This is a genomic window from Rugamonas apoptosis, from assembly GCF_014042355.1.
Lineage (GTDB): Bacteria > Pseudomonadota > Gammaproteobacteria > Burkholderiales > Burkholderiaceae_D > Rugamonas > Rugamonas apoptosis.
The window spans coordinates 23616-50377 of the sequence record NZ_JACEZU010000016.1 but is presented as its reverse complement, the minus strand read 5'-3'; the positions used below and the strand labels follow the sequence as shown (position 1 = coordinate 50377).

General features: G+C 63.1%; 26 protein-coding genes, 1 other RNA gene, 1 pseudogene and 1 riboswitch. Of the genes and pseudogenes, 23 read left to right on the top strand and 5 right to left on the bottom strand.

What is annotated here, in order from left to right; all coding sequences use genetic code 11:
• Positions 1 to 128: 128 nt before the first annotated feature.
• On the bottom strand, positions 129 to 878 hold the full coding sequence (locus H3H39_RS25080) for an SDR family NAD(P)-dependent oxidoreductase (protein WP_182157130.1): 750 nt from the start codon (positions 876 to 878) through the stop codon (positions 129 to 131).
• 155 nt (positions 879 to 1033) lie between these two features.
• Positions 1034 to 1170, top strand: a riboswitch (ZMP/ZTP riboswitch).
• A 100-nt stretch (positions 1171 to 1270) separates the two neighbouring features.
• Between H3H39_RS25080 and glyA the strand changes: the two genes are divergently transcribed.
• From glyA to H3H39_RS25025, 10 genes are all read left to right on the top strand, one after another.
• Entirely contained in the window at positions 1271 to 2518 is a 1248-nt protein-coding gene (gene glyA / locus H3H39_RS25075) for a serine hydroxymethyltransferase (protein ID WP_182157129.1), read from the top strand.
• A gap of 75 nt (positions 2519 to 2593) precedes the next feature.
• A complete protein-coding gene (gene nrdR / locus H3H39_RS25070; RefSeq protein WP_182157128.1) occupies positions 2594 to 3064 on the top strand; it encodes a transcriptional regulator NrdR in 471 nt (156 codons plus the stop codon).
• Positions 3065 to 3232: 168 nt separating this feature from the next.
• Complete coding sequence (pilV, locus tag H3H39_RS25065; protein WP_182157127.1) at positions 3233 to 3802, top strand: type IV pilus modification protein PilV; 570 nt, start codon at positions 3233 to 3235, stop codon at positions 3800 to 3802.
• On the top strand, positions 3799 to 4758 hold the full coding sequence (locus tag H3H39_RS25060; RefSeq protein WP_182157126.1) for a PilW family protein: 960 nt from the start codon (positions 3799 to 3801) through the stop codon (positions 4756 to 4758). The genes pilV and H3H39_RS25060 overlap by 4 nt, the downstream gene beginning before the upstream one ends.
• Positions 4758 to 5429 carry a pilus assembly PilX family protein gene (locus H3H39_RS25050; RefSeq protein ID WP_229218279.1) on the top strand — a complete coding sequence of 224 codons (672 nt, stop codon included), beginning with the start codon at positions 4758 to 4760 and terminating at the stop codon, positions 5427 to 5429. The genes H3H39_RS25060 and H3H39_RS25050 overlap by 1 nt, the downstream gene beginning before the upstream one ends.
• Positions 5430 to 5465: 36 nt before the next feature.
• On the top strand, positions 5466 to 7667 hold the full coding sequence (locus H3H39_RS25045; RefSeq protein WP_182157125.1) for a pilus assembly protein: 2202 nt from the start codon (positions 5466 to 5468) through the stop codon (positions 7665 to 7667).
• 50 nt (positions 7668 to 7717) lie between these two features.
• Positions 7718 to 8167: a type IV pilin protein gene (locus H3H39_RS25040; protein WP_182157124.1), complete on the top strand. Its 450-nt coding sequence runs from the start codon at positions 7718 to 7720 to the stop codon at positions 8165 to 8167.
• Positions 8164 to 8766, top strand: a complete 603-nt coding sequence (locus tag H3H39_RS25035) for a GspH/FimT family pseudopilin (protein WP_182157123.1) — start codon at positions 8164 to 8166, stop codon at positions 8764 to 8766. The genes H3H39_RS25040 and H3H39_RS25035 overlap by 4 nt, the downstream gene beginning before the upstream one ends.
• A 32-nt stretch (positions 8767 to 8798) precedes the next feature.
• Entirely contained in the window at positions 8799 to 9896 is a 1098-nt protein-coding gene (gene ribD, locus H3H39_RS25030) for a bifunctional diaminohydroxyphosphoribosylaminopyrimidine deaminase/5-amino-6-(5-phosphoribosylamino)uracil reductase RibD (protein ID WP_182157122.1), read from the top strand.
• Positions 9897 to 9908: 12 nt separating this feature from the next.
• The gene (locus H3H39_RS25025; protein WP_182157121.1) at positions 9909 to 10544 is read left to right on the top strand and encodes a riboflavin synthase; all 636 of its coding nucleotides are present in this window, start codon (positions 9909 to 9911) and stop codon (positions 10542 to 10544) included.
• Positions 10545 to 10644: 100 nt separating this feature from the next.
• Here H3H39_RS25025 and H3H39_RS25020 read toward each other — a convergent pair whose 3' ends face one another.
• A complete protein-coding gene (locus H3H39_RS25020; protein ID WP_182157120.1) occupies positions 10645 to 10839 on the bottom strand; it encodes a ribbon-helix-helix protein in 195 nt (64 codons plus the stop codon).
• A gap of 261 nt (positions 10840 to 11100) precedes the next feature.
• Between H3H39_RS25020 and H3H39_RS25015 the strand changes: the two are divergent.
• Positions 11101 to 11850 (top strand): annotated as a pseudogene (locus H3H39_RS25015) (YoaK family protein); the annotation flags it as partial.
• 100 nt (positions 11851 to 11950) lie between these two features.
• Here H3H39_RS25015 and H3H39_RS25010 read toward each other — a convergent pair.
• The gene (locus H3H39_RS25010; protein WP_182157118.1) at positions 11951 to 12814 is read right to left on the bottom strand and encodes a fused MFS/spermidine synthase; all 864 of its coding nucleotides are present in this window, start codon (positions 12812 to 12814) and stop codon (positions 11951 to 11953) included.
• A 112-nt stretch (positions 12815 to 12926) separates the two neighbouring features.
• Here H3H39_RS25010 and H3H39_RS25005 point away from each other — a divergent pair, with 112 nt between their 5' ends.
• The 6 genes from H3H39_RS25005 (at position 12927) to H3H39_RS24980 (ending at position 18406) form a co-directional block, all read left to right on the top strand.
• The gene (locus H3H39_RS25005) at positions 12927 to 13280 is read left to right on the top strand and encodes a YkgJ family cysteine cluster protein (protein WP_182157117.1); all 354 of its coding nucleotides are present in this window, start codon (positions 12927 to 12929) and stop codon (positions 13278 to 13280) included.
• A 172-nt stretch (positions 13281 to 13452) separates the two neighbouring features.
• The gene (ribBA, locus tag H3H39_RS25000; protein WP_182157116.1) at positions 13453 to 14565 is read left to right on the top strand and encodes a bifunctional 3,4-dihydroxy-2-butanone-4-phosphate synthase/GTP cyclohydrolase II; all 1113 of its coding nucleotides are present in this window, start codon (positions 13453 to 13455) and stop codon (positions 14563 to 14565) included.
• A gap of 40 nt (positions 14566 to 14605) precedes the next feature.
• Positions 14606 to 15094: a 6,7-dimethyl-8-ribityllumazine synthase gene (gene ribH / locus H3H39_RS24995; RefSeq protein WP_182157115.1), complete on the top strand. Its 489-nt coding sequence runs from the start codon at positions 14606 to 14608 to the stop codon at positions 15092 to 15094.
• Between the two features lie 84 nt (positions 15095 to 15178).
• Positions 15179 to 15649: a transcription antitermination factor NusB gene (gene nusB, locus H3H39_RS24990; protein WP_182157114.1), complete on the top strand. Its 471-nt coding sequence runs from the start codon at positions 15179 to 15181 to the stop codon at positions 15647 to 15649.
• 335 nt (positions 15650 to 15984) lie between these two features.
• Positions 15985 to 17562, top strand: coding sequence for an L-aspartate oxidase (gene nadB / locus H3H39_RS24985; protein ID WP_182157113.1), 1578 nt, complete (start codon positions 15985 to 15987; stop codon positions 17560 to 17562).
• 61 nt (positions 17563 to 17623) lie between these two features.
• A complete protein-coding gene (locus H3H39_RS24980) occupies positions 17624 to 18406 on the top strand; it encodes a sulfite exporter TauE/SafE family protein (RefSeq protein ID WP_182157112.1) in 783 nt (260 codons plus the stop codon).
• Between the two features lie 39 nt (positions 18407 to 18445).
• On the opposite strand, the gene H3H39_RS24975 is transcribed toward H3H39_RS24980, so the two are convergent.
• A complete protein-coding gene (locus H3H39_RS24975) occupies positions 18446 to 19225 on the bottom strand; it encodes an FRG domain-containing protein (RefSeq protein ID WP_182157111.1) in 780 nt (259 codons plus the stop codon).
• A 133-nt stretch (positions 19226 to 19358) separates the two neighbouring features.
• Positions 19359 to 20255, bottom strand: a complete 897-nt coding sequence (locus tag H3H39_RS24970) for a lytic transglycosylase domain-containing protein (protein WP_182157110.1) — start codon at positions 20253 to 20255, stop codon at positions 19359 to 19361.
• 473 nt (positions 20256 to 20728) lie between these two features.
• On the opposite strand from H3H39_RS24970, the gene ubiD reads away from it, so the two are divergent.
• The 6 genes from ubiD to recR all read left to right on the top strand — a co-directional run bounded on the left by ubiD (position 20729) and on the right by recR (position 26744).
• A complete protein-coding gene (gene ubiD / locus H3H39_RS24965; RefSeq protein ID WP_182157109.1) occupies positions 20729 to 22213 on the top strand; it encodes a 4-hydroxy-3-polyprenylbenzoate decarboxylase in 1485 nt (494 codons plus the stop codon).
• A 59-nt stretch (positions 22214 to 22272) separates the two neighbouring features.
• Positions 22273 to 22371: signal recognition particle sRNA small type (gene ffs / locus H3H39_RS24960), an RNA gene on the top strand.
• A 282-nt stretch (positions 22372 to 22653) separates the two neighbouring features.
• Complete coding sequence (gene dnaX, locus H3H39_RS24955; protein ID WP_182157108.1) at positions 22654 to 25479, top strand: DNA polymerase III subunit gamma/tau; 2826 nt, start codon at positions 22654 to 22656, stop codon at positions 25477 to 25479.
• 37 nt (positions 25480 to 25516) lie between these two features.
• The gene (locus tag H3H39_RS24950; protein WP_182157107.1) at positions 25517 to 25843 is read left to right on the top strand and encodes a YbaB/EbfC family nucleoid-associated protein; all 327 of its coding nucleotides are present in this window, start codon (positions 25517 to 25519) and stop codon (positions 25841 to 25843) included.
• A 15-nt stretch (positions 25844 to 25858) separates the two neighbouring features.
• Positions 25859 to 26149, top strand: coding sequence for a YciI family protein (locus H3H39_RS24945; RefSeq protein ID WP_182157106.1), 291 nt, complete (start codon positions 25859 to 25861; stop codon positions 26147 to 26149).
• A gap of 4 nt (positions 26150 to 26153) precedes the next feature.
• Positions 26154 to 26744, top strand: a complete 591-nt coding sequence (recR, locus tag H3H39_RS24940; RefSeq protein ID WP_182157105.1) for a recombination mediator RecR — start codon at positions 26154 to 26156, stop codon at positions 26742 to 26744.
• The last annotated feature ends 18 nt before the right edge of the window (positions 26745 to 26762 follow it).

Sequence of the window (26762 nt, the reverse complement as noted above, 5' to 3'; positions counted from 1 at the left end):
ACGGCGGGCAAATTGCCAAGCCTTGTAACAACCGCTTACGTTTTGAGCCGTTTTTGGCAGCTTTTGTAGGCAGTTTACTTAAATTTCCTAAGAAATGCGCTCTGTAAGCGAGGGTATCGTACAGCTTGTCAGGTGTTGCGCTTAATGGCGAATGGCCCAAAGCCCTGGCAGGTCGGCATGATTTCGATGTTATTAATATTCACATGCGGCGGCAGGGTGGCGATCCAGTAGGCCGTGTTGGCGATGTCGTCCGCCGTCAGCGGCGTCGTCCCTTCGTAGACTTTGGCGGCGGCCGCGTCGTCGCCCTTCATGCGCACGTTGGAGAACTCGGTGCCGCCGCACAGGCCAGGCGCCAGGTTGGTGGCGCGCACGCCCGTGCCCACCAGGTCGGCGCGCAGGTTGAGGGTGAACTGTTCCACGAAGGCTTTGGTGGCGCCGTACACGTTGCCGCCCGGATAAGGATACGAGCCAGCCGTGGAGCCGATATTGATCACGGTGCCCGCGCCGCGCGCCACCATGGATGGCAAAATGGCGCGGGTCATGGCCACCAGGCCGGCGCAGTTGGTGGCGATCATGGTGTTCCAGTCGGCCAGCGACGATTCGTGGGCCGGCGTGGTGCCCAAGGCCAGACCGGCATTGTTGATCAGCACGTCGATCGGCTGCCAGTCGGCCGGCAGGGCGGCCAGCGCGGCGTCGATCGAGGCCTGGTCCGTCACGTCCAGTTCGACGGGCAGGGCGGCCGCGCCCAGTTCGGCGGCCAGCGCTTGCAGCCGCTCGACCCGGCGGCCGCTGATGATGACGCGGTGGCCGTGGCCGGCGAAGGTGCGGGCCATGGCGGCGCCAAAGCCGGCCGTCGCGCCCGTGATGAATACGATCATGTTCTGTCCTTGTGGGTGGAAGGGGAGGGGTGGCCAAAATTGTAGCCGAAATGCCCGCCGCGCCAGCCTATCACGCAAAAATGACAGCTTGATTGCCATTTAAATAACATTTGCCTTGCCCAATTCCTGCCTTTAACTTACAATTTGCGTTCCATTACGTCTCACGTAACTGGCGAAAAGCTGCGATGATCCCCAGGTCGGTGCACCCGGCAGGCGGGTTGCTCCGTTGGCGAAAGGTGGGCATCCACCGGGGAACGTGAGATTTCAATAGCCGTTCGCCTGGGCAGCCCACCGATGGTAATTGCACGAAGAGGCTGCCTTTCCGCTATCGGCTCCCCTCATTCGATCCAACCTGCCAGAAACAAGTTACTCATACCGATTGGAGTTTTTACATGTTCGCAAAAGATCACACCCTCGCCAACGTAGACCCTGAGCTGTTCGGCGCTATCCAGAATGAAAACCGCCGCCAGCACGACCACATCGAGCTGATCGCCTCGGAAAACTACACCTCGCCAGCCGTCATGGAAGCGCAAGGCTCGCAACTGACCAACAAATACGCCGAAGGCTATCCAGGCAAGCGCTACTACGGTGGCTGCGAATACGTGGACGTCGTCGAGCAACTGGCGATCGACCGTGTCAAGCAACTGTTCGGCGCCGAAGCGGCCAACGTGCAGCCTAACTCGGGCTCGCAAGCCAACCAGGGCGTGTTCTTCGCCGTGCTGAAACCAGGCGACACCATCATGGGCATGTCGCTGGCCGAAGGCGGCCACCTGACCCACGGCATGCCACTGAACATGTCCGGCAAATGGTTCAACGTTGTCTCCTACGGCCTGACCGCCGCTGAAGACATCGACTACGACGCCATGGAAGCGCTGGCCAAGGAACACAAGCCCAAGCTGATCATCGCTGGCGCCTCCGCGTTCTCGAAAAAGATCGACTTCGAACGTTTCGCCGCCGTGGCCAAGGCCGTGGGCGCGTACTTCATGGTCGACATGGCCCACTACGCCGGCCTGATCGCCGCTGGCCTGTACCCGAACCCAGTGCCGCACGCCGACTTCGTCACCTCGACCACGCACAAATCGCTGCGCGGCCCACGCGGTGGCATCATCCTGATGAAGGCTGAACACGAGAAGATCATCAACTCGGCCATCTTCCCTGGCATCCAGGGTGGCCCGCTGATGCACGTGATCGCCGGCAAGGCTGTCGCCTTCAAGGAAGCGCTGACGCCTGAATTCAAGGCTTACCAGCAACAAGTGGTGAAGAACGCCGACGTGCTGGCCAAGACCCTGATCGCACGCGGCCTGCGTATCGTCTCCGGCGGCACCGAGTCGCACGTGATGCTGGTGGACCTGCGCGCCAAGAACCTGACCGGCAAGGAAGCGGAAGCCATCCTGGGTTCGGCCCACATCACCACCAACAAGAACGGCATCCCTAACGATCCGCAGAAGCCATTCGTGACTTCCGGCATCCGCCTGGGCAGCCCGGCCATGACCACCCGCGGTTTCAAGGAAGCGGAAGCGGAAAAGGTCGCGCACCTGATCGCCGACGTGCTGGATAACCCGCATGACGCCGCCACCATCGAGCGCGTGAAGGCAGCGGTCAAAGTGCTGGCTGACGCGTTCCCTGTGTACGCCGCCTGACAGGTGTAGTATCAACAGGACGCCGGCCCCGGCTGGCGTCCTGACACAACAATCGCAAGCGAAGCCGCCGCCCACATGAAATGTCCATTCTGTCAGCATGAAGAGACTCAGGTCCTCGATACCCGCGTATCGGAGGAGGGCGACGCCATTCGCCGGCGCCGGCGTTGTGCCAAATGTGATAAACGATTTACCACGTATGAGCGGATCGAGCTGGTGATGCCGTTCGTGGTCAAGAAGAACGGCAGCCGCACGGAATATGCCGCCGCCAAGTTGCGCGGCAGTTTGATGCTGGCCTTGCGCAAGCGCCCCGTTGCCGCGGCAGCGGTTGATACGGCGGTGCAGTCGATCGAGGAAAAGCTGCTCACCAGCGGACAGCGCGAAGTCGATTCCGGCTACATCGGTGAACTGGTGATGCAGGAGCTCAAGCGGCTCGACAAGATCGCCTACATCCGTTTCGCCTCCGTCTACAAGAATTTCGAAGACCTGGCCGAGTTCCAGGACGCCATCGCCGAAGTGGGGCAGGAACGCAAGCCCCGCAAGGGCTGACGCCACCCACATGCTTGCGGCGCGCTGGCGCCACCTCATCGCTGCTCTCCTTTCCACACGTCAGCGCGCTTTGGCGCACGGTTGACACATCTCATGCGTTGAAGCGCCTGCGCTGCTAACTTCATCTTCAGCCGCCATAGTGGGCGGCCGTGAGGACGGAGGTGCGGCATGCGGTGGACACGGTCACGCGGCTTTACCATGCTGGAAATCATGGTGGCCTTGCTGGTGCTGGCGTTGGGCATATTCTGCGGAACAGGGATGCAACTGGCGGCGTTGCGTACGCGCCATCAATCGGCGCTGCTCACGCAATCGCTGCACCTGGCCAACAGTCTGGCCGAGCGCATGCGTGCCAACAGCATCGCGCCGCCGCTGCCGGATGCGGCCAATCCCTATCTCTCCTTCAACTACGATGCGCTGGCCGAGCCATCGCCCGCGCCGCCGTCGCCGCTGTGCTATGCGCTGGGCGCCCATTGCGATCGTGGTCAGCTGGCGCAATTCGATCTGTACGACATCAAGCAGCAAGTACACAGCAGCCTTCCCGCCGGGCGCGCGCTGGTGTGCCGCGACGCGGGCCTGTGGCAGGGCGGGCGCTTGCGCTGGGACTGTACCGGTGGCGCGGGCGCGCCGCTGGTGGTCAAGGTGGGCTGGCGCGGCAAGCGTCCGGACGGCACGGCAGCGCGCGATGCGGACGGCGCATTCGTGCCCGGCGTGGCGGTGGTGGTGGGAGCGCTGCCATGAAGCGTTGCGCGCGGCATCAGCATGGTGTGGCGCTGGCCGAAGTGATGGTGGCGATGGCGCTGGGCATGCTGGTGGTGCTGTTGGCGTGCGGCATGCTGGTGCTGGCCAATGGTGCTTACCGCATGCACAGCGAACATGTGTGGCTCAATGATGGCGGCCATTACGCAATGGATATCATCGGCCAGGCCGTGCGCCAGGGCGCCTTCATCAACTGGGATGGCGAGATGGCGCCTGGTGCTTATGATGCTACCGCCAGCGCCGCCATCGGCGGACTCGATGCGAGCAGTCTCACTCGCGGCGGCGCCGGCATCGAGCATCCGCTGGCGCCCGTGGCCCATGGCAGCGACGTGCTGATGTTGCGGTTCGGCGGATCGGGCGGCACGGCCAATGGTGATGGTTCCGCCATCAATTGCGCCGGATTTGGCGTGGCGGACAATCAAGGTGCCGATGCGCGGGGCTGGAGCATTTTCTATGTCGCCAACGACGCCGAAGGTGAACCTGAGTTGCGCTGCAAATACCGCAGTGCCAGCGGCTGGGGTGCCGATGCCATCGTGCGTGGCGTGGATAGCTTCCAGGTGCTGTATGGCGTTGATCTCGATACGCCGCCGGATGGCGTGCCAGATACCTATTTGAACGCCAGCGCCGTCAACGCGCTGGACGCAAGTCTGACGTTGGCGGGCGCTACGCCGGACGAACAGCGGCGCGACCTGAATCGCAAGACGTATTGGAAGCGGGTGCACACCGTCAAGGTCGCCCTGTTGTTGCACGGCGATGTGCATACACGGCCCGATGGCACACCGGTTGTCTATGACCTGTTCGGCACGGCCTATGCGGATGCGCATGCTGGTGATGATCCGGGTGTGCGGGTGGCCGAGCAAACGATGGAGCCAGCGCAGCAGCGGCGGGCGCGGCGCCTGTTCGTCGCGTTGTTCCAGTTGCGTAACCGGAGCATCTGATGCGCTGGCCACCTGCATGCATAGGACGGCAATGTGGCGTCACGCTGCTGGTGACGATGTTGATTCTGGTCGCCGTGATGCTGGTGGGAGCGTCCGCGGCCCGCATGGCGCTGCAAGGGGAACAGGCCGCGCGGGCAGGGCGGGACAGGCAAGTGGCGTTTCAGGCTGCGGAGGATGCGCTCATGGACGGGGAACGCGAGGTGGCACGAACGGTGGCGGGCGAGGCCGCTGCCGGCGGCGCCGGCACTGGGGGGAGTGCCGATACCGGCGCCAGTGGCGGCATAGGGAGCGCACGTAGCGCGCTGTTTGGTGGTGAGATGGGAATCGGCTTTGTCGATGGCTGCGGCACCGGGCCGGTCAACGTCGGCTTGTGCGGGCGGGCGGGAGGCGGGGCCGCCCCGGTGTGGCAGGCGGTCGACTTGAGCGGCGCGGAAGATGGTGGTGGACACACCGTGCAATTTGGCGACTTCAGCGGTGCGGCCATGCAGACCGGCAGTGGCTTCCTGCCATTCCGGCGTCCCCGCTACCTGATCGAGCGCCTGCCTTGCCACCAGCCGGGCGACGAAGTGGGTGCGCCTGGCGGCGCCTGCTACCGCGTGACGGCGATCGGCTTTGGCGCCAGGCCGCAGATGGAAGTGGTGCTGCAATCCGTCTACCGCAAGGCTGATTGAGGCGGGAGTGACCAAATGGCCCATGCTGCATACCGAATGTTGCCGCGCCTGCTGTCGCTGCCGTGGCCGGCTATCTTCTCCACCTTGATCACCTGCCAACCCGCGCTTGCCCGCGCCACTCCGCCGGCATTGGATATCGCCAGTGATCCCTTGTTGGCCGGTTGCGTCGCGGCCGATGGCGGTCCGCCCGTGCGTGGCACGCCATTGGTGTTGCCGGCAATGGCCGCGACGTCCACGTCCACCGCTTTTCAGGCCAGCTACAGCCGGGGCGACTGGAGCGGCCACTTTGAGCGCTACGCCGTGCAGGCAGGCTCCGTTACGTCGCTGACAGCAAGTACCCCACAGTGGGACGCCGGCGCAATCCTCACCGGTGCTGCTGGACGAGCGCCCCGGCCCGCACCCTTGGCCCGCAATATCTATACGGCCATTGTGCAGCCCGATGGCGCGCTGACCACAGTGCCGTTCGCGTGGGACGCCATCAGCGACGCTCAGCGGGCCTTACTCGACCGGACGCCATCGACAAGCGTGCGCAGCCGTCCTGACGGCATGGGGCCGCAACGGCTGGACTACCTGCGCGGCGTACGCGCATTGGAAGGCAGTGTGTTTCGTAGCCGGAGCAGCGTGCTGGGGGATGCCGTTAACAGCACGCCTGTTTATGTGGGCGCAGCGCCAGCGCTGGAGCGGGGTGTCGCGTACGCCGATTTTTACGCGCGCAGCAAGACGCGCCGGCCCGCCATCTACCTGGGCGCGAACGACGGCATGCTGCACGCGTTCGATGCGGCCGATGGCGGCGAACTATTCGCCTATGTGCCGGACGCGCTGTTCGGCAAATTGAACCGCCTGACCAGTCCCGCTTACGTGCACACCGCCTACGTCGACGGGCCTGCCAGCGCGGGCGAAGCCCACGCGAACAGCGCGTGGAAAACGGTGCTGGTATCGGCCATGGGCGGCGGCGCGCAAGGCGTGTTCGCACTCGACGTGACCGACCCGCTGCACTTCGATGCATCCGGCGCGCTGTGGGAATTCACGGACCGCGACGATCCCATGATGGGCAATGTGACCACCCGTCCGCAGATCGCACGCGTGCGCACCGGCGGCGGAGGTAGCGGCGGCAGCGGGGCAGCCGTGCTGCGTGACGTGGCCGTCGTGGCCAGTGGCCTCAATAATTACGCGGCCGATGGCCATGCCAACGCCAGCGGCAACGGCGCCTTGTTCCTGCTGGCGTTGGACAAACCACCATCGCAGCCGTGGCGGCTCAACGACAATTATTTTCGCCTCATCACGCCGATCGCCGATCCGATGCGAGCGAACGGACTCAGTGCACCAGCGCTCGCTGTGGATGCGGAAGGCGTGCTGCGTTACGCCTATGCCGGCGATCTGCAAGGCAATCTGTGGCGTTTCGACCTGACCGGCAACGCGCCGTGGCCGGGTGCGGTGGGGCCGGGGCCGACGAAGACGCCGCTGTTCGTGGCGCGCGACGCCAGCGGCGCGCGGCAAGCCATCGCGCAGCAGCCCAGGCTGGTGTATGCGACCGGTGGCGGCTACCTGATCCTGTTCGGCACGGGACGCATGGTGGAGGCCGCTGACCGGCTGCCCACGCACAACGCGCCGCAATCGTACTACGCCATCCTCGATACCTTGGCCGATCCGCCGCAACTGGTGTCCGGTCGCGGCGAGCTGACGCCGCGCTCGCTCAGCGGCGCAGACGATGCCGCCGCCCTGACGCTGACGGGCGCCGACCTGCCCGCCGGCAGCAAGGGTTGGTATGTCGATTTTCTCCACGCCGGCACCACGGGCGAGCGCAGCCTGGATAGCGGCGTGCTCGCCAACGGACAACTGGTGTTCAATACCGTGCTGCCGGGAAGCTCGCCTTGTGTCGCTACACGCAGCCGTACCTACGCACTCGATGCCCTGACCGGCTTGCCGTCCATGTTGATGACGGCGGCTGCCGGCGACGGCGATGCCCGCGTGACCGGCCGCCTTGCACCGGACTATGCCATACGCCCGATTGTGCTGCGCTTGCCGGGGGTGACGATGGCCGGCGGTACGGCGCCAGCCATCGTCCCGTCGGCTAGTCCTGCGACCACTACCCGGACTGTCGCCATCACGATATTCAGCACCGTCGGCGACGCCCCCGTGCGTTCTGCTGGCGGCTTGTCGGTGGCCGCGCCAACCGGCCGCCTGAGCTGGCGCGAGGTGGTGAACTGGCGTGAACTGCACGCGGCGGCCCGGCGCTAGCGCGGGATCTGGCCTGGGCGTCGGGACGAGGGCATCGAAAGGAGGCGAACATGAAACGGTCAGGCGGCTTCAGCATGGTGGAAGCCTTGGTCACGCTGGTCATCTTCGGGGCGCTGGCGGCGCAAGCCTATCCCAGTCTTCAACACCATGTGACACGGGTGCGGCGCAATGAAGGGGAGGCGGCCCTGATGCGGCTGATGCAGCAGCAGGAGCGCTACTATTCACAATACAACAGCTACATCGCGTTTTCATCCAGCAGCACCGATCCGGAAGCCATGCTGTTTCGCTGGTGGACCGGCAGCGACGCCCACACCAGCGCCTACGAGGTGGAGGGCAAGGCTTGCGAAGGCGAGTTGATCAGCCAATGCGTGCGGTTGATCGCCCGGCCAGGCACTGGCATGGTGGACGTCAAGTTCCACGACGAGGAATGCCAGGAGCTGACGCTGACCAGCGCCGGCTTGCGGCTGGCTTCCGGGCCCGGCGCCCGCTGCTGGCCATGAGCGGGCATTATCGTGGCCGACTGGCCGGCGTGATCCTGCGCCCGCGCCTGCGTGCCCGCGCCTTCAGCCTGGTCGAAGCGCTGGTGGTGCTGGCGCTGGCTGGCGTCCTGGCCGGCACGGCCGCGCCGGGCCTGCAGCAATTGCTGCAGGCGGCGCGCCTGCGCGCGGCCGTCAACGACCTGTGCAGCGCCATCGACCTGACCCGTTCCCAGGCCATCGCCCGTGGCCGCATCGTCACGCTGGCGCCGCTGGAGCCGGGCGGCGTCGACTGGCGGCGCGGCTGGGTTGTGTTTGTCGATGCCAATGGCAACGCCCGCCCCGATGGTGGCGAGCCCGTGCTGTATCGGCAGGAGGCCTTATCGGACGAGATCGTGATCCGGTCGGCCTTCACTTCCGGTGCGGTCCCGCTCTACCTTGCTTATAATGCTGCTGGACGCAGTTGCAGCGCCGGCAATAGCCTGGTGGCGCACTGGGGCACGCTGTCGCTGTTGCAGGGACAGCAGGCGCGTCACATCAAGATCAACATGCTGGGCCGGATGCGCGTATGCGATCCGCTGGTGCAACCGGTGGGCTGCACGGCGGCGGCCGAGGCGGACTAGGCCGCCGGCGCTGAGCCGGCGCCGGGAAGACTATGGAAATACGCAACGACCTCGACGGCATGACCCTGGCCCTGGAATGGGCCGCCAAAGGCTTGTACACCACCTCGCCCAATCCGCGCATTGGTTGCGTGATCGTGCGCGACGGCCACGTGATCGGCGCCGGTGTGACCCAGGCGGCCGGTTTCGACCATGCGGAAATCCAGGCGCTCAAGGATGCCCAGGCCCGTGGCCATGACGTGCGCGGCGCCACCGCCTATGTCACGCTGGAGCCCTGCAACCATTACGGCCGCACGCCGCCCTGTTCCGATGCGCTGGTGCGCGCCGGCCTGGGCCGTGTGGTGGCCGCCATGGAAGACCCCAACCCGCTGGTGGCGGGGCAGGGCCTGGCCAAGCTGGCGGCAGCCGGCATCGCCGTCTCGTCCGGCGTGCTGGCCGAGGCGGCCCATGAAATGAATATCGGCTTCTTTTCGCGCATGCAGCGCGGCCTGCCGTGGGTGCGCATGAAGTCGGCCGCCAGCCTGGATGGCATGACGGCCCTGCACAACGGCCAGAGCCAGTGGATCACGGGGCCGGAAGCGCGCGCCGACGGCCACGCGTGGCGTGCCCGCGCATGCGCGATCCTGACCGGCATCGGCACCGTCAAAGCGGACGATCCCCAGCTCAATGTGCGGGCCGTGGACACGCCGCGCCAGCCGCGCCGCATCGTCGTCGATAGCAAGCTCGACATCGATCCCAAGGCCCGCGTGCTGGAAGGCGGCGGCACCTGGATCGTGGCCGCCGTGTCCGATCCGGAGAAGGAGGCGGCGTTGCGCGCGGCCGGCGCCGAGATCATCATGCTGCCCAACGCGGCCGGCAAGGTCGACTTGCCTGAACTGATGCGCGAGCTGGGCCGGCGCCAGATCAACGAGTTGCATGTGGAGGCCGGCGGCAAGCTCAACGGTTCGCTGATACGGGAAGGCTGCGTCGACGAATTGCTGGTCTACCTGGCGCCCGTGCTGCTGGGCGATGCGCAAGGCATGTTCGCCTTGCCGGCGCTGACGGACTTGTCGCGCAAGCACACGCTCAAATTTCACGAGGTTAAGCAAGTCGGTGCCGATTTGCGTATCCTTGCCCGATTCAACCCACTTTAAGATTGGTATCGCATGTTTACTGGAATCGTCGCCGCCATCGGCAAAATTGAATCCGTACAGCCGCTGGCTGGCGGCCTGGAGGCGGGTGTGCGCCTGCACGTCAACGCGGGCGGCCTGCCGCTGGCCGACGTCGCGCTGGGCGACTCGATCGCCATTAACGGCGCCTGCATGACGGTGGTGGAAAAGACCGCTGACAGCTTCGTGGTCGATGTCTCGCGCGAAAGTCTGAACTGCACCGTGGGCCTGGATACGACCACGGAAGTGAACCTGGAAAAAGCGCTGACCTTGGCCGAGCGCCTGGGCGGTCACCTGGTGTCGGGCCACGTCGATGGTCTGGGTGTGGTGCGCAAGTTCGAAGCCGTGGGCGAATCCTGGGAACTGGTGATCGAAGCGCCGCACGACTTGGCCAAATATCTGGCGTTCAAAGGTTCCATCGTTGTCAACGGCGTGTCGCTGACAGTCAATCGCGTGACCGACATCGGCAGCGGCGAGCAACTGGTGTGCCAGTTCTCCATCAACCTGATCCCGCACACGATCGCCATGACCACGCTCAAGCATTTGAAGCCTGGCGCCAAGGTCAACCTGGAAATCGACCTGATCGCCCGCTACGTGGAACGCATGCTGTCGGTGACGCAGACGGCGAACTGAGTGGTGGGGCACGCTGTGCCCGCCAGCTAACGACATCGGGGACGTAACACATCTAATTGTGTTACGTCCCCGATTGTTTTGTATGGCCGAAAAGGGAAGTTCAGTCGTCGCTGACGAGGACGCCCTTGATTTTGCTCTTGGTCGCGTAGGACACGCCATGCTTGTCCAGATAGCCACGGATCAGCTGGCGCACCACTTGCGACGGCGTCAGGTCCTGTGCCGCGCACAATTCTTCAAACGCTTTCTTCTTCACTGGATCGATCAATATCGTCAGGCGGGCGGATTTGGTTTCCATGGCGCGGAGATGGGCGAGTCAAAAGCTGCATTGTAATCGAATTATCATGCTGGCCTGCTCATGAAATGATCAGATAAGTCCGCACCATGCTCGTTAGATGTTAATATCATGTGCATACGGTGTGCGTGTTTTTGTGGCGCAGAATAAGTAAATTTGCCACAAAAGCTGATTTTCCCAGCAGTTAGGCTGCGGATGTCGTATGTTGTTCCTGTTGGTATTCAAGCTGCGGCCTTGCCGACAGCGCAATGTTGACGATCGATTATGGCCATCCTGTTTCTTCGCCGCCTGTCCGGCAGAAAGCGCACCTCCGAGGCGAACCAGTTGCTGGGCCTGGTGTTGACCTTCGTCGCGGGGGCCACCAACGCGGGCGGCTTTCTCGCCGTGCGCACCTATACCTCACACATGACGGGTGTGGTGTCGTCGATGGCCGACGATCTGGCGCTGGGCAATGTGACGCTGGCCTTGTCCGGCCTGGGCGCTATTGTCTCCTTCCTGTCCGGCGCGGCCAGTTCGGCCATCCTGATCAACTGGGCCCGGCGCCAGCATTTGCACAGTGAGTACGCGCTGTCGCTGCTGCTGGAAGCGGCTCTGTTGCTGGGTTTCGGTTTGCTGGGCGCGAATCTATCGCTGCAGATGGGGCTGTTCGTGCCTGTCACCGTCATGCTGCTGTGCTACATCATGGGGCTGCAGAACGCCATCATCACCAAGATTTCCAAGTCCGAGATCCGCACCACCCACGTCACCGGTCTGGTGACGGACCTGGGCATTGAGTTGGGCAAGCTGGTCTACTGGAATATGGAACAGGACCATACGGCCATGCCCAAGGTGATGGCCAACCGCGAACGGTTGAAACTGCTGATCGCACTGTTGAGCATGTTCTTCGTGGGTGGCGTGGTGGGCGCGCTGGGCTTCAAACACATCGGTTTCGCCTCGACCGTGCCACTGTCGGCGTTATTGCTGGCGCTGGCCATCATCCCCGTGTTGGATGACGTGCTGGTGCGCTGGCGCCGCTTTCGCAAGCACGCCTGAGGCGGCAAAATAGGGTGGGATTGTCAACCTCCCGCAAGCCGCGAGCCCCAAGCCCCAAGCTCGCAAGCCGCAAGCCCGTCCTTCAGCCGGCGGCGTGATCGCCCATGTAGGCGGCGTACATGTCATTGCCGGCGATGGCGTCGAAATCGGCCTGGCTGCGGCCAGCCGAGGTGGACAGGTTCTGCGCCACATGGCACAGCCCCAGTTCGCTGTGCCGTAAATCTTGCTGCACGGCGCGGCGCGCCAGGTTGGACTGGAACGCGTCGACATCGATGTCCTTGCAGGAGAAGACGATGCGGTTCAGGCAGTGCTGGGCGTGGCACCACCACAATTTGGCGTCGAACACACTGTGCAGCCGCTGCATGGCCGGCAGCAAGTCCAGGTCCTCGCCCCACAGGTTCGATACCAGTACGCCGCCGGGCGTGAGTGCTTTCAGGCACTGGCGGTAGAAAGGCGTGGCGCTGAGCGGGGCGGGCAGGCCGTCGGGGCCGTAGCCATCGTGCACCAAGACGTCGACCGATTCCCGCAGCGTGGCCACATAATCGACGGCATCGGCCTGGATCACCTGGAAGCGTTCATTGTTGTCGGGCACATGGAAGCGGTCGCGCAGGGCGATAATGGCCGGGTCCAGTTCCACCACGGTGATGCGGCTGTCGGGCAAATGGCGGTAGCAATATTTGGCCAGCGAACCGCCGCCCAGGCCTATCATGAGGATGTGGCGCGGTTGCGGCTGGAACAACAAAAAGCCCATCATGGCGCGCGTGTAGCTCAGCAGTAGTTCGTCGGGCTGGGAGATGCGCATGGCGCTCTGGATGAAGCGCTCGTCGAAATGCAGCGTGCGCATGTCGCCGTAATCGTAGGTGAATGGCAGGCCGGCACTGTCCGCGATCACGTCTTCAAAGCGGGGTGGCAGGGTAATTTCGTCGTCGCGCTGGGGATTATGCATGGATGAGATACTTCGGCGGGCTGCCCTGATGTTACTCGGGCTGCCATTTTACCTGCTTTTTATGATGTTCCTATTATCATAGGATGATAATGATTTTTGTCTCACGCCAGCCATGAACGACCGCGTCTACGCATTGCGCTTCCTGCGCCGCCGCATCCCTGCCTTCGAATGTGTGCCTGGTTGCCATGACTGTTGCGGCCCCGTCACCGCGTCCAGCGAGGAAATGGCGCGCCTGCCTGAACGTAGTGCCGCCGAGCGCGAGCGGGCGCTGGCCGAGTGGAGTTGTCCGCATTTGCAACCGTCCGGCTGCGGCGCTTACGCCGAGCGGCCCCTGATCTGCCGCCTGTTCGGCACCACGCCCAGCCTGCCGTGCCCGCACGGGCGGCGCCCGGTGACGATGGTGGAACCAGCCATCGAGGCGCAAGTGCACGCGTTTTTGCGCCAGACCCGGCAGGTGCTGGTGTGAAAGCCGGAAAATGCGGCCCGAAGACAGCGAATTGGTGGGTAGGCGGCGTGCTAAAACTGAAGAAGCACACCATTAGAGCGGGATAAAAGGCAGTTTGGCCGGATGGATGGGGCCAAAATCCTTTAAAATAGCAGGTTAAGAAAAGTTCTTGCTCAGCTACTAAGGATTAAAAATGTCAATTTCCAGCACCGAAGAAATCGTCGCCGAACTGCGCGCTGGCCGCATGGTGATACTGGTGGATGAAGAAGACCGCGAAAACGAGGGCGACCTGGTGCTCGCGGCCGATTTCGTCACGCCGGAGGCGATCAACTTCATGGTCAAGCACGCGCGCGGCCTGGTTTGCCTGACCCTGACCGAAGAACGCTGCGACCAGCTGAACCTGTCGATGATGTCGACCCGTAACGGCACCGCGTTCGGCACCAACTTCACCGTTTCCATTGAAGCGGCCGAAGGCGTGACGACCGGCATTTCCGCCGCCGACCGCGCCAAGACCATCCAGGTGGCCGTGGCCAAGGACACGCTGCCGACCGATATCGTGCAGCCCGGCCACATCTTCCCGTTGAAAGCCCAAAAGGGTGGCGTGCTGATGCGCGCCGGCCATACGGAAGCCGGTTGCGACCTGACGGCCATGGCCGGCCTGACCCCGGCCTCCGTGATCTGCGAGATCATGAAGGACGACGGCACCATGGCGCGCCTGCCGGACTTGCTGGAATTCGCCAAGGAACACGGCCTGAAGATCGGCACCATCGCCGACCTGATCCACTACCGCAGCCAGAACGAAAGCCTGGTCGAGCGCATCGCCGAGCGTCCGTTGCACACGGCGCAGGGCAGCTTCCGCATGATCGCGTTCCGCGACAAGCCGAGCGGTTCGGCCCACCTGGCGCTGGTGCATGGCGAAATGGGCCCGGGCAAGGAAGCGCTGGTGCGCGTGCACCAGCCGGTTTCCATCCTGGACTTGCTGGAATCGGAAGCCACCACCCACTCGTGGAACATCTCGTCCTCGCTGGCCGCCATCAAGGCCGCCGACCGTGGCGTGATCGTGCTGCTGAACTGCGAGGAGACGGCCGACCAGCTGTTCGCCCAGTTCGCGGCGCTGGACCAGCCGGAAACCAAGCCGAAAGGCCGTGCTGCCAGCATGGACTTGCGCAGCTACGGCATCGGCGCTCAGATCCTGCGCGACCTGGGTGTGTGCAAGATGCAGCTGCTGGCCAGCCCACGCAAGATGCCGTCGATGACAGGCTTCAACCTGGAAGTGACCGGCTACATGACCAAGCCGCAGCAATAACACCCCAGCTATATCACCCAACATCAAGAAGAGGTATGCCATGACCGTAGGTAGCTACGAAACCAATATGTCCGGCGACGGTTTGCGCGTCGGTATCGTCCAGGCCCGTTTCAACGAAGACGTGTGCCACGGCTTGCTGTCGGCCTGCCTGGCCGAGCTCAAGCACCTGGGCGTCGCCGATGAAGACGTGCTGCACGTGACCGTGCCGGGCGCGCTGGAAATCCCGCTGATCCTGCAAAAGATGGCGGAATCCCAGCAGTTCGACGCCCTGATCGCCCTGGGCGCCGTGATTCGCGGTGAAACCTACCACTTCGAGCTGGTCTCGAATGAGTCGGGCGCCGGCATCACCCGCATCGGCCTGGACTATGGCATCCCCATCGCCAACGCCGTGCTGACCACCGAGAACGACGAGCAGGCGGAAGTGCGTATGGCCGTCAAGGGCGCCGACGCGGCCCGCGTGGCCGTCGAGATGGCCAACCTGGCCATCGCGCTGGAAGAACTGAACCAGGACGGCGACGAAGAAGAGTAAGAACGGCACGCCGCGCCTGCCACAAGCGGGCGCGGGGCCGCATTTGTAGTTTGTAGTGTAAGTAATGAGAACAGGTAGGAAACCATGACAGAGAAAACTTTGCACGCCAACCCTAGCAAGAACCGTACGCCGCGCCACCGCGCGCGCGAGTTTGCGTTGCAGGGTCTGTATCAGTGGCTGCTGAACAATGAAGACGCGACCACCATCGTCAACAACATCCGCGGCGCGCATGGCTTCGACAAGGCCGATGGCGACCATTTCAGCGCACTGCTGTATGGCGCGATCAAGGATTCCGTGGCGCTGCGCGACACGTTCGCCCCGCTGGTCGACCGCGGCATCAATGAATTGTCGCCCGTGGAGCACGCTGTGCTGCTGATCGGCGCGTTCGAGCTGAAGAACAACCTGGAAATCCCGTACCGCGTCGTCATCAACGAGGCGGTGGAGCTGACCAAGTCGTTCGGCGGTATCGACGGCCACAAGTATGTCAACGGCGTGCTGGACAAGCTGGCCGCCAAGATCCGTCCCGACGAAGTGGCGGCGGACAAGAAGCGCTAAGCAGTACGGGCCAGCCCGTCAGACGAGAGCCACCCCAGGGCAACCTGCGGTGGCTTTTTTCATGGGCCGCCCCACGCTAAGACGGTGCGGGGAGGGCGCTTCCAATATCTAAGACTGCAACCTAAATAATCGTCCAACTTATTGGTCTAATTTTTATAAAAAAGAAATATTGTTAAAATAAAATTACAATATAAACAAGTACTTAAAAGAAAATTATGATTCATTTTCGCGCAGGCATGCGCCTTGCTATTTTGATTTTACTGCGGATCCAGGCTGGCAGCATGGTAGCGAAGCAGCTTTTTTACGGTTAGATAATTTTAAAAATAGGCGAGAAAATGAAATTTGATCTATTGGTGGTTGGCGAGGGACTGGCTGCATTAACATTATTATTGAATATTCCCGTCAGTATTAAAGTCGGTGTTATCTCACGTAATAAATTCGACGAGCCGTCCAGTTATTGGGCGCAGGGCGGCATATCGGCGGTCTTCTCAGAAGAGGATGATTTCGACAAACACGTCAAGGACACGCTCGCCGCCGGCGATGGACTGTGCAACGAACAAGTCGTGCGTGACATCGTTAGCGCGGGTACCTCCGTTCTGCAATGGCTCATCGATATGGGGGTGCCCTTTACCCGTGAAAACAACGATATACATTTAACGCGCGAAGGCGGCCATTCGGAACGTCGGGTGGCCCACGTCGATGACATGACGGGACGGGGCATCATGCAGACACTGCAGGCCAAAGTGGCCTTGCTGCCCAATGTGACCTGGATCCGTCAATATGAGGCGGTGGAACTGATTTCGGACGGTGACCGTGTCACGGGGCTGATTGCGCAAAGCCTCTCGGACGGCGACGTCGCCGTATTCAACGCATCGAACGTGGTGTTGGCTGCCGGCGGCATCACCGGCTTGTATCCCTATGCGACGAATCCGCACGCCAGCAAAGGCGAAGCGATCGCTATGGCCTGGCGTGCCGGCGCGACGGTGGAAAACCTGGAATTCGTGCAGTTCCATCCAACCGCGTTTCAGGTCGACCAGCAAGTCGTCAGCCTGATCACCGAAGCGGTGCGTGGCGAAGGCGGGCATTTATACAATATCGCCAATGAGCGCTTCATGGCGAAATATTCGTCCCAGGAAGAGTTGGCGCCGCGCGACATCGTCGCGCGCGCCATCTATTCGGAAATGGCTGCGCACCAATCGCCTTATGTCTGGCTCGACATCTCTTATAAGGGAAGGCAGTTTGTCGAGCATCACTTCCCCAATCTAGTGGAGTTGACGCGGCGCTACCAGCGTGACATGTCGAGCACCCGAGTGCCGGTGTCGCCGGCCGCCCATTACACCTGTGGCGGCATCGCGGCCGATCTGCATGGGCAAACCAGCGTTGCCGGTCTGTTCGCTATTGGGGAGGTGGCCAACTGTGGCCTGCATGGCGCCAATCGCCTTGCCAGCAATTCTCTGCTTGAATGCGTGGTGATGGGCAAGGCCTGCGCCGAGGCGCTCTCCGGCGCCATCGTGACGGACAGTAAGCAAGCCTCGATCCGCTTGCCGGCCGTCATAGAAACGCGTTTGTCGTTGTCAATGCTGCCAGCCCTGCGCGCAACGCTGTGGGATCATGCCGGCATCGTCCGCAGTCGCGATGGCATCGCAGCCGGCCTGCGCCAGCTGGAAACCATGCAGTTGGCACCGAGTCTGCTGCCCTACGGACAAGCCTTGCGCGCCCAGAATATCCACGACGCCGCCTACCTGATACTGCATAGCGCTTCGCTGCGTAAAGAATCGCGTGGCGGGCACTTTAATACGGATTACCGTGCCAGGACACTGCCCCTCCCCACCATCGTCAATGGCGTCTACAAGAAATGTTGGCATCCCTCCCGGCGCAGCGGCATCCAGGCCGAAGAATTCATCCCGGCCTGAAGTCGTGCTGGCGCGACGCGCCGGCCCGGAGGTCTGATTATTATTGGAGGCGAAAGTTTAGATGCTAGTTCATTTGATTTTAGTAGGGAGTGCGGCTGGTTTCTTGGCTGGCATGTTTGGCATCGGTGGCGGTGCCATCGTTATCCCGGTGCTTATCTATATGTACAAGAGTGGAGGCGTGGAGGCCACCGAAGCGATACGGCTGGCCTTTGGCACCTCGTTGGCGACGATGGCGTTCACCGGCCTCTCCTCCTTCCTCAGCCATTGGCAGCGGGACAACGTTGATCTGCCCTGGCTGAAGAAGCTGTTTTTCCCCGCCGGGGTGGGGGCCACCATCGGCGCGTTGCTGGCCACCCGTATCCCGGGAGCCTGGCTTGCTCTGGGTTTGTCGCTGATGCTGGCGTACTTCGGCGCCAAATTGCTGATGCAGAAGGAACAATCGACAACGGAGTCACCGCGCTTTCTGCGCTTTCATATCCTGGCGGGCTTGCTATCGGGCGTAGCGTATTCCTTGGCCGGCATGGGGGGGGCGTCCGTGATCACGTTCTACCTGAGCCATGTCGGTCTGTCGCTGCGCAAGGCCATCGGCACCGCGACCGGCGTGATCTTGCCTATCTCGCTGGGCGCCATCATCGGCTTCGGCATTACCGCCGGCTCGCCACATGACTGGCGCTGGGGTTATATCGACCTGTATGCGCTGCTGGTCATGAGCGTCTGCTCGATCGTCGCGTCCAAGTTGGGGGTCAAGGCGGCGACACTGCTGCCGACGCCCCTGCTGCGGAAAATATTTGGGATGTTCATGGTGGGACTGGCGGCCAAGACCATCTACACGGTGTTGGCCTGAAGGGGATCAGCGAGAGGGCGTCCACGTCCTCGTCTGCATTCAGGACGCTCTATTGCCCGGCCAGGTGATCTCCAGTTCATAGCCGATTGAACGGGCCAAACCGTCAAGGTCGGGGAACAGCGTCGCGTGCGTGATGTTCATCCGGTACAGCGACAGCATCGCTTCTTCCCGGATCGACGGGGGCAGGATGAATTTCTTGATCAGCGCGCCACCGGATTCGTAGCGCTGGATGATGTCGTCCAGTGGCTTGTCGAGCACGCCCGGCATCACAAAGGTGCCGGACTGTGCCACCAAGCGGCGATCCATTTCCTCCGGTTCACCGACCCAGATCACGTCCTTGTCGTTGCTGGCGAAGTAGCGCTCAAAATTGCCATTGATGCGCGGGTCGATTAATTCGCGCCGCAAGCTCACATCATTCGATGGCGCGGCGCGCCACAGCGTCGGTGTATCGAGGGCGAACACCGCCGAGCTCTTGGTGGTCCGATACAGTGCGAAAAAGGCCGCGACAAACGGCGACTTGGTGAAATCCAGCAGGCGGGTGGGGGCGCCATGGTGTTGCATCAGGGCCAGGCAACGGAAATCGTCGATCAGCACGCCGGCGTCGGGTAGATAGATATGGGCCTTGCGCCGGAATATCCGCAGCGCGCGCTCTTCGCGTTGGCGCCACGATGCCGTATCCGGCACAAAACTTTGCAGATAGCGCGAAAGCGAACTCTTCAATTGCCAGTCGGCGTCAGGCAAGCCGCGAAAGGCCCAGCCGTCGCATTCGGACGTCAATGATACGAATTCGTTCCAGTTGGTGATGTGGACAATTTTCATAGAAATACAATCATAGCAATAAACTAATCATGAGGGATGGTCGCCGTCCCCAATTCTATGCGTCGCCCATTCTATCAGGCGAAAAAAAGCCACCTGAACGGTGGCTTCGGATGCTGCAGGGCAGGGCGGGCGCTTACAGGCCGGCGATCTGCGTGTCGGCCTTGCCGAGCTTGTCGTTGCTGGCCACGGCCGGGTCTTTCTGGACCGCAGGGGCGGCGGCCATCATTGGGGTGATGGTCGGCACTTTCTTGCCGGCCGAAACCTGCTTCAGGCGGTTGTACTCGGCCAGCACGCGCGAACCGTAGCCGTCGTCCGTTTCGAAGGCGGCGGCGCCCACGTAGGTCTTCAGGCCCGCTTCCACGGAGCCGCCACGGGTCACGTAATCCTTCAGGATCAGCGAGCCGACGCGGATGTTGGCCACCGGATTGAGCGCCGCTTGCACGCCGCCCATTTCCTGGAATTTGTCGTGATGCACTTTCGACATCACCTGCATCAGGCCTTGCGCGCCGACCGGGCTTTCCGCGAACGGGTTCAGGCCCGATTCGATGGCCATCACGGCCAGGATCAGCAGCGGGTCCAGCTTGATCTCACGGGCCGTCAAATAAGCTGTCGATACCAGCATGTTGGCGGCGTCGCCGGCCACGCGGTAGCGCTTGGACAACCAAGAGGTCACCCATTGTTGTTGCTTCTTCGTGCCCAGCAGGGCCTTTTCCTCGGCCGTCAGCGGCGCGTTGTTGACCACGGGCGTGGCGGCGGGCGCTTCCATCAGTTCCGACAGCGGTGGGGCGACCACGGCGGCCACTTCGACGGCCGGTTCTTGCAGGAAGCTCTGGCTCAGTTGTTTGGCCAGTTCAGGACGTGCGAACAGTACAGCGACGACCACCAGGGCCGAAATACCCAATACAGTCAAAGTGTGTTGTGCGGTCGTGAGCACACCACGGGCCGATACGCGCGTCGTGGCGAACCACGCGGCTGGCTGGCTGGCCAGTTGTTGGGCAAGCTTTGTTGCCTCGGTAAAACGATTAGTCATAGAATTCCCCTGAAATGTCCGTAACGAGCGCTCCCCCGCCGCGTTGAACGCAGCCATAGGGTCGCCAATGCCGTGCATCAGAAATAGCCTTCGTCCGTCGCCGCTGGGAGCGCGCGTTGGACGCCGTCATTGCTTGCTTGAGCTGATCTTTCCCTGTGGTATTCGATCAGTGGCAATACAACTTTTTTCGGGGGTAAGGCAGACGCCTTTTGAAAACACTCCTTAAAATGTCATGTGGAGCCCCGACTCCGTGAATGATTGAGTGACAACTAAAAAGGGCCAAGGGGCCGTGTCCTCATCAAGTAGGGCAAATTGTAGAAGGCGTTTTATATCACGTCAATACTAAAGAACTTTTCTCTTATAACTTATAAATCTTACTTTTTTGCTTGCATTACGCGGAAAACCAATAAAATCAATCACTTGTCCTGGATTTTTGAGCAATGTGGTTCACTGTCAAAAAAAATTAAAAAAACATGAAATATTCGGATCTACGAGATTTTATTTCTCAGCTTCAACAAATAGGCGAACTTAGGCCTGTTTCCGTACCCGTTTCGCCGATGTTGGAGATGACGGAGGTGTGCGACCGCACTTTGCGGGCCGGCGGACCGGCCTTGCTGTTCCAGAATCCGACCGGCCACAGCATGCCGGTGCTGGCCAATCTGTTCGGTACCACGCGCCGCGTGGCGCTGGGCATGGGCGCGGAGGATATCAGTGAGTTGCGCAAGATCGGCCACGTGCTGGCGCGCCTGAAGGAGCCGGAACCGCCGCGCGATTTCAAGGATCTGCTGGGCCTGGGCTCGCTGGTCAAGGCCGTGTGGGATATGTCGCCCAAGGAAATGCGGGGCGCGCCGTGCCAGGAGATCGTTTGGGAGGGCGCCGACGTGGACTTGAGTCGCCTGCCGATCCAGCACTGCTGGCCCGGCGATGTGGCGCCGCTCATCACATGGGGGCTGGTGATCACCAAGGGGCCTAATAAGAAGCGCCAGAACCTGGGCATCTATCGCCAGCAGGTGCTGGGGCCGAACAAGGTCATCATGCGCTGGCTGGCGCACCGGGGCGGGGCGCTGGACTTCCGCGAGCACGCCATCCAGAGCAAGGGCAAGCCCTATCCCGTGTGCGTGGCGCTGGGCGCCGACCCGGCCACCATCCTGGGCGCCGTCACGCCCGTGCCAGACAGCTTGTCGGAATATCAATTCGCGGGCCTGCTGCGCGGCAGCCGCACGGCGCTGGTGAAAGCCATCGGCAGCGAGTTGCGCGTGCCGGCGTCGGCCGAGATCGTGCTGGAAGGCCATATCTATCCGGATGAGAACCATCCGTCCGGCTACGAACACGCGCTGGAAGGGCCGTATGGCGACCACACCGGCTATTACAATGAGCAGGATTCCTTCCCCGTGTTCACGATCGACCGCATCACCATGCGCCGTGATCCCATCTATCACTCGACCTACACGGGCAAGCCGCCTGATGAGCCGGCTGTGCTGGGCCTGGCGTTGAATGAAGTGTTCGTGCCGTTGCTGCAAAAGCAGTTCACGGAAATCACGGACTTCTATCTGCCGCCGGAAGGCTGCAGCTATCGCATGGCCGTGGTGCAGATCAAGAAACAGTACGCGGGCCACGCCAAACGCGTGATGTTCGGTGTGTGGAGTTTCCTGCGCCAGTTCATGTATACCAAGTTCATCGTGGTGGTGGACGAGGATGTCGATATCCGCGACTGGAAGGAAGTGATCTGGGCCATCACCACCCGCGTCGATCCTACGCGCGATACCACGCTGGTCGATAACACGCCCATCGATTACCTGGATTTCGCTTCCCCCGTGAGTGGCCTGGGCAGCAAGATGGGGATTGACGCCACCAACAAGTGGCCAGGCGAGACCAGCCGCGAATGGGGCACCACCATCACCATGACGCCGGCCGTGAAGGCGCGGGTGGATGACATCTGGCAGCAGTTGGGGCTGTAATTTCGGGCCTGTCAGCCATCCCTTCCCACGAGGGCGATGGGTCGGGTATAATGGCGGCTGGCGGGCCCCTGCGCATTGTGGCATGGCTAACCTGGTCAGGTCGGGAACGAAGCAGCCACGGCCGTTCACCATAAGTGCCGCAGATCAGGCTCGCCTCCTTCGTATTCATATTTGTATTGATATGTGCGTCATCAAAAAGCTGCTGCGGCAGCTTTTTTTGCGTCCGTCGCCACCGTAGACGGGCCGCGCAGGCCGGCGCGCCGTCATCGTGTCAAAATAAATGACCGCCCTGGCCCGGGCCGTGAACCAAGCTGTTAGCCAAGCCGGTAGCGGCTTGTTACAATTGCCCCTTTGGTGCGCCCGCTGACGCGGCGCATGTTCCCGGCGTGCAGGCGGCGCCGGACCGCCCGCACCCCAGCTATCTACGGTAAAATTCCAGCATGTCCTATCAAGTCCTCGCCCGTAAATACCGCCCCCGGAACTTCGAAACGCTCGTCGGCCAGGAGCACGTCGTGCGCGCGCTCACGCATGCGCTGCACAGCGGCCGCCTGCACCATGCGTATCTGTTCACCGGCACCCGTGGCGTGGGCAAGACCACGCTGTCGCGCATCCTGGCCAAATCGCTCAATTGCATCGGCCCGGACGGCAACGGCGGCATCACCGCCACCCCGTGCGGCGTGTGCGAGGCGTGCACCGCGATCGACGCCGGCCGCTTCGTTGACTATATAGAGATGGATGCGGCATCCAACCGTGGCGTCGATGAGATGGCGCAGTTGCTGGAGCAGGCCGTGTACGCGCCGTCCAATGCCCGCTTCAAGGTCTACATGATCGACGAGGTGCACATGCTGACCAACCACGCCTTCAACTCGATGCTGAAGACGCTGGAGGAACCGCCCGAGCACGTCAAGTTCATCCTGGCCACCACCGACCCGCAAAAAATTCCCGTGACGGTGCTGTCGCGCTGCCTGCAGTTCAACCTCAAGCAGATGCCGCCCGGCCACATCATCAGCCACCTGGACAATATCCTCGGCCAGGAAGGTATCAGCTTTGAACAGCCGGCCTTGCGTCTGCTGGCGCAGGGCGCCCACGGTTCCATGCGCGACGCGCTGTCGCTGACGGATCAAGCCATCGCCTACGCGGCCGGCGAAGTGACGCTGGACGCCGTGCAAGGCATGCTGGGCGCGCTCGACCAATCCTACCTGGTGCGCCTGCTCGACGCGCTGGCCAACCAGGATGGCGCCGACCTGTTGGCCGTGGCCGATGAAATGGCTACCCGCAGCCTGTCCTACAACGGCGCCTTGCAGGACCTGGGCACCTTGCTGCACCGGATCGCGCTGGCGCAAACGGTGCCGGCCGCGTTGCCGTCGGATTTGCCCGAGTATGCCGACATTACCCGCCTGGCCGCCGCCTTCGACGCGGAAGAAGTGCAGTTGTATTACCAGATCGCTGTCCACGGCCGTAATGAACTGGGCCTGGCGCCCGATGAATACGCGGGCTTCTCGATGACGCTGCTGCGCATGCTGGCCTTTCGGCCCGGCGTAGGCGGCGCCGAAGGTGTGCCCGCCGCCGCGCCGGCCATGTCGCGTCCGGCCGCCGTGGCCGCGGCCCGTGCTGCCGCCGCACCGGCCGCGCGCGCGGCCGCGCATGTCAACGCCAGCCATGCCAGCGTGACGCCGCCTGCCGTCGTGGCCGGTGCTGCCGCCGCCATGGCGCGCGCCGACGCCACCATGGCCCGCGCCGACGCGGTCGCGCCAATGGCGCAGCCGTCCGCGCCGGCACAACAATTCGCTCCGCAGGCCGCACCAGCGTCCACCGCGCCGCAAGCCGCACCTGCGCCATCGGCCGATCATCCGGCCGCCGCCGCGTGGACGGAGCAGGGCGCAGGCGACGCGACCGCATTTGCGGCAGCGCCGCCCGCAGCCATGCCGTCCGCCGTGCCGGTGCCGCAGCCCGCCGCTGTGCCACCGGCCGCCGCGATGCCGCAGGCCGTCACGCATGCGCCTGCGCCGGCCGCGTCGAGCGGGCCTGTCAGCCCGGCCCGCGCCGCCATCAACGCGGCGCTGGAAGCGGCGCGCGCCGCCTCCAAGGCAGCCTCGGGCGGAGGTCGTCCGCTGCCACCAGCCAGCGCGCCTGCTCCAGCTGCAGCGGCGCCGGCCGCAGCGCCCGCGGCCGTGCCAGTAGCTGCCGCGCCGTCCGCAACCGCATCGGCCGCACCAACTGTTGGCGCACCGTCCGCATCCGCACCGTCCGCATTCGCGCCAGCCGCCTCTGCGCCGTCGGCTCCGGCAGCGCCCGCGTCTTATTTGCCAGCTGTGCCATCAGCCGCGGCATCGTCAGCCCCTTATTCATCGACCGCATCGTCGGCCGCCGCGTCGCCCGCACCTTACGCTTCGATCGGGGCGGCCGCGTCAGCCACGGCGATGACGCCGCAGGCGGCAGCGACGCCTGCAGCCACCACGCCTGCCGCCACGCGCGGCCCGGCGCCGTGGGAAGACATGCCGCCATCCATGGCCGCCGATGGCAACACGGCCGTACTGGAAGCGCCAGTACGTCAGATCGCGCCGCAACAGGCTGCACCGCGTCCGCAGCAACCATACGCGCAGCCGGCACCGCAACAATACGCGCCGCCAGCCGCCAAGCAGGCCGATCCTGAGGACGACCTGCCACCCTGGGTAACGGAGTTTTCCGACGATACGGCCGTGGCCATGAATGGGCCGGCCGATGCCGGTGAGATGGCCGCAGCCAGCGCACCAAGCGGCCCCGGCGGCCAGCAGCAGCAGGCGGCGCCGTCGGCCCGTCCCGCGCCGCAGCCCGCCAAGGCGCCTTATGCCTACGTGATCACGCCGGTGCCGGAACTGAACTGGGACGGCAACTGGCCGGCCGTGGCGGCCGCCTTGCCATTGCGCGGTGTGGCCCAACAACTGGCCATGCAAGCCGAACTGATCAGCTGCACCATCGATGGCAACGCCGCCGTGTTCAAGCTGAAAGTGCCGATTGAAACCTGGCGCACGCCCGGCAACGTGGAAAAACTGACGGTGGCGTTGACGGAACGCTTCGGGCGTGCCGTACGCGTGGACGCGGAACTGGGTCCGGCCTGGTACACGGCCAGCGCGGAAGCGCAGGCCTTCCGCGAGGCGTGCCAGCGCGCCGCCGAGGAAACCGTCGCCAACGATCCCTTTGTAAACAACATGATCCGCGAGTTCGGCGCCTTCGTCGTGCCGGGCTCGATTGTGCCGCCGCCGCAAACGGCGCCGGCCGCGAATTGACTAATCTAACATCCCTTAATTGACGGAGCATTCCACCATGATGAAGAACCAACTGGCCGGCCTGATGAAACAGGCGCAAGCGATGCAGGACAACATGAAGAAGGCCCAGGACCAACTGGCGCTGATCGAAGTGGAAGGCCAGTCCGGTGCCGGCCTGGTCAAGGTCGTGATGACCTGCAAGAACGACGTGAAGCGCGTCTCGATCGACCCGTCGCTGCTGGCCGACGACAAGGACATGCTGGAAGACCTGGTGGCGGCCGCCTTCAATGACGCCGTGCGCAAGGCCGAAGCGACTTCCGCCGAGAAAATGGGTGGCTTGACGGCGGGCATGAACCTGCCGGCCGGCTTCAAGATGCCTTTCTAAGCCATACCGACTGCCATGTTCATCATCACGCTCACGTATTTGAAGCCGGCGGATCAGATCGATGCGCTGCTCGGTGCTCACCGGGAGTATTTGCGTGAGCAGTACGACAATGGCATGTTCCTCATGTCGGGCCGCATGGTGCCGCGCACCGGCGGCGTGATCCTGGCCACGGCCGACAGCCGGGCCGACATCGAGGCCGTGATCGAACTCGATCCGTTCAACGAGGCCGGCATGGCCAGCTACCAGATCACGGAATTCGTGCCCACCATGACGGTCGATGCCCTGAGCGCGTTCCGCCAGGCGTGACGCGATGTCCAAGTCGCTTGAATTTCTGACGGAAGCGTTGCGCCGCCTGCCGGGCATCGGCCCCAAGTCGGCCCAGCGCATGGCCTTTCACTTGCTGCAGCACGACCGCGAAGGGGCCGACATGCTGTCGCGCGCCTTGCACCAGGCGGTGGAGGCGGTACACCACTGCGCCTTGTGCAACACGTTCACGGAAGAGGACGTGTGCGACACCTGCGACGATGAGCAGCGCGACCGCCGCCTGCTGTGCGTGGTGGAAACCCCGGCCGACCAGCTGATGATCGAACAGACCCTGACCTACAAGGGCTTGTACTTTGTGCTGATGGGCCGGCTGTCGCCGCTGGACGGCATCGGCCCCAAGGACATCCATTTGGAAAAGCTGGTGGCGCGCGCCAACGATGGCGTCGTCAGCGAAGTGGTGCTGGCCACCAATTTCACCAATGAAGGCGAGGCGACCGCGCACTACATCAGCGAAATGCTGAAGGCGCGCGGCCTGAAAGTGAGCCGTCTGGCGCGCGGCGTGCCCGTCGGCGGCGAGCTGGAGTACGTCGATGCGGGCACCATCGCGCGCGCCATGCTGGACCGCCGCAGTACCTGACGCCACCTGAGCCAACCT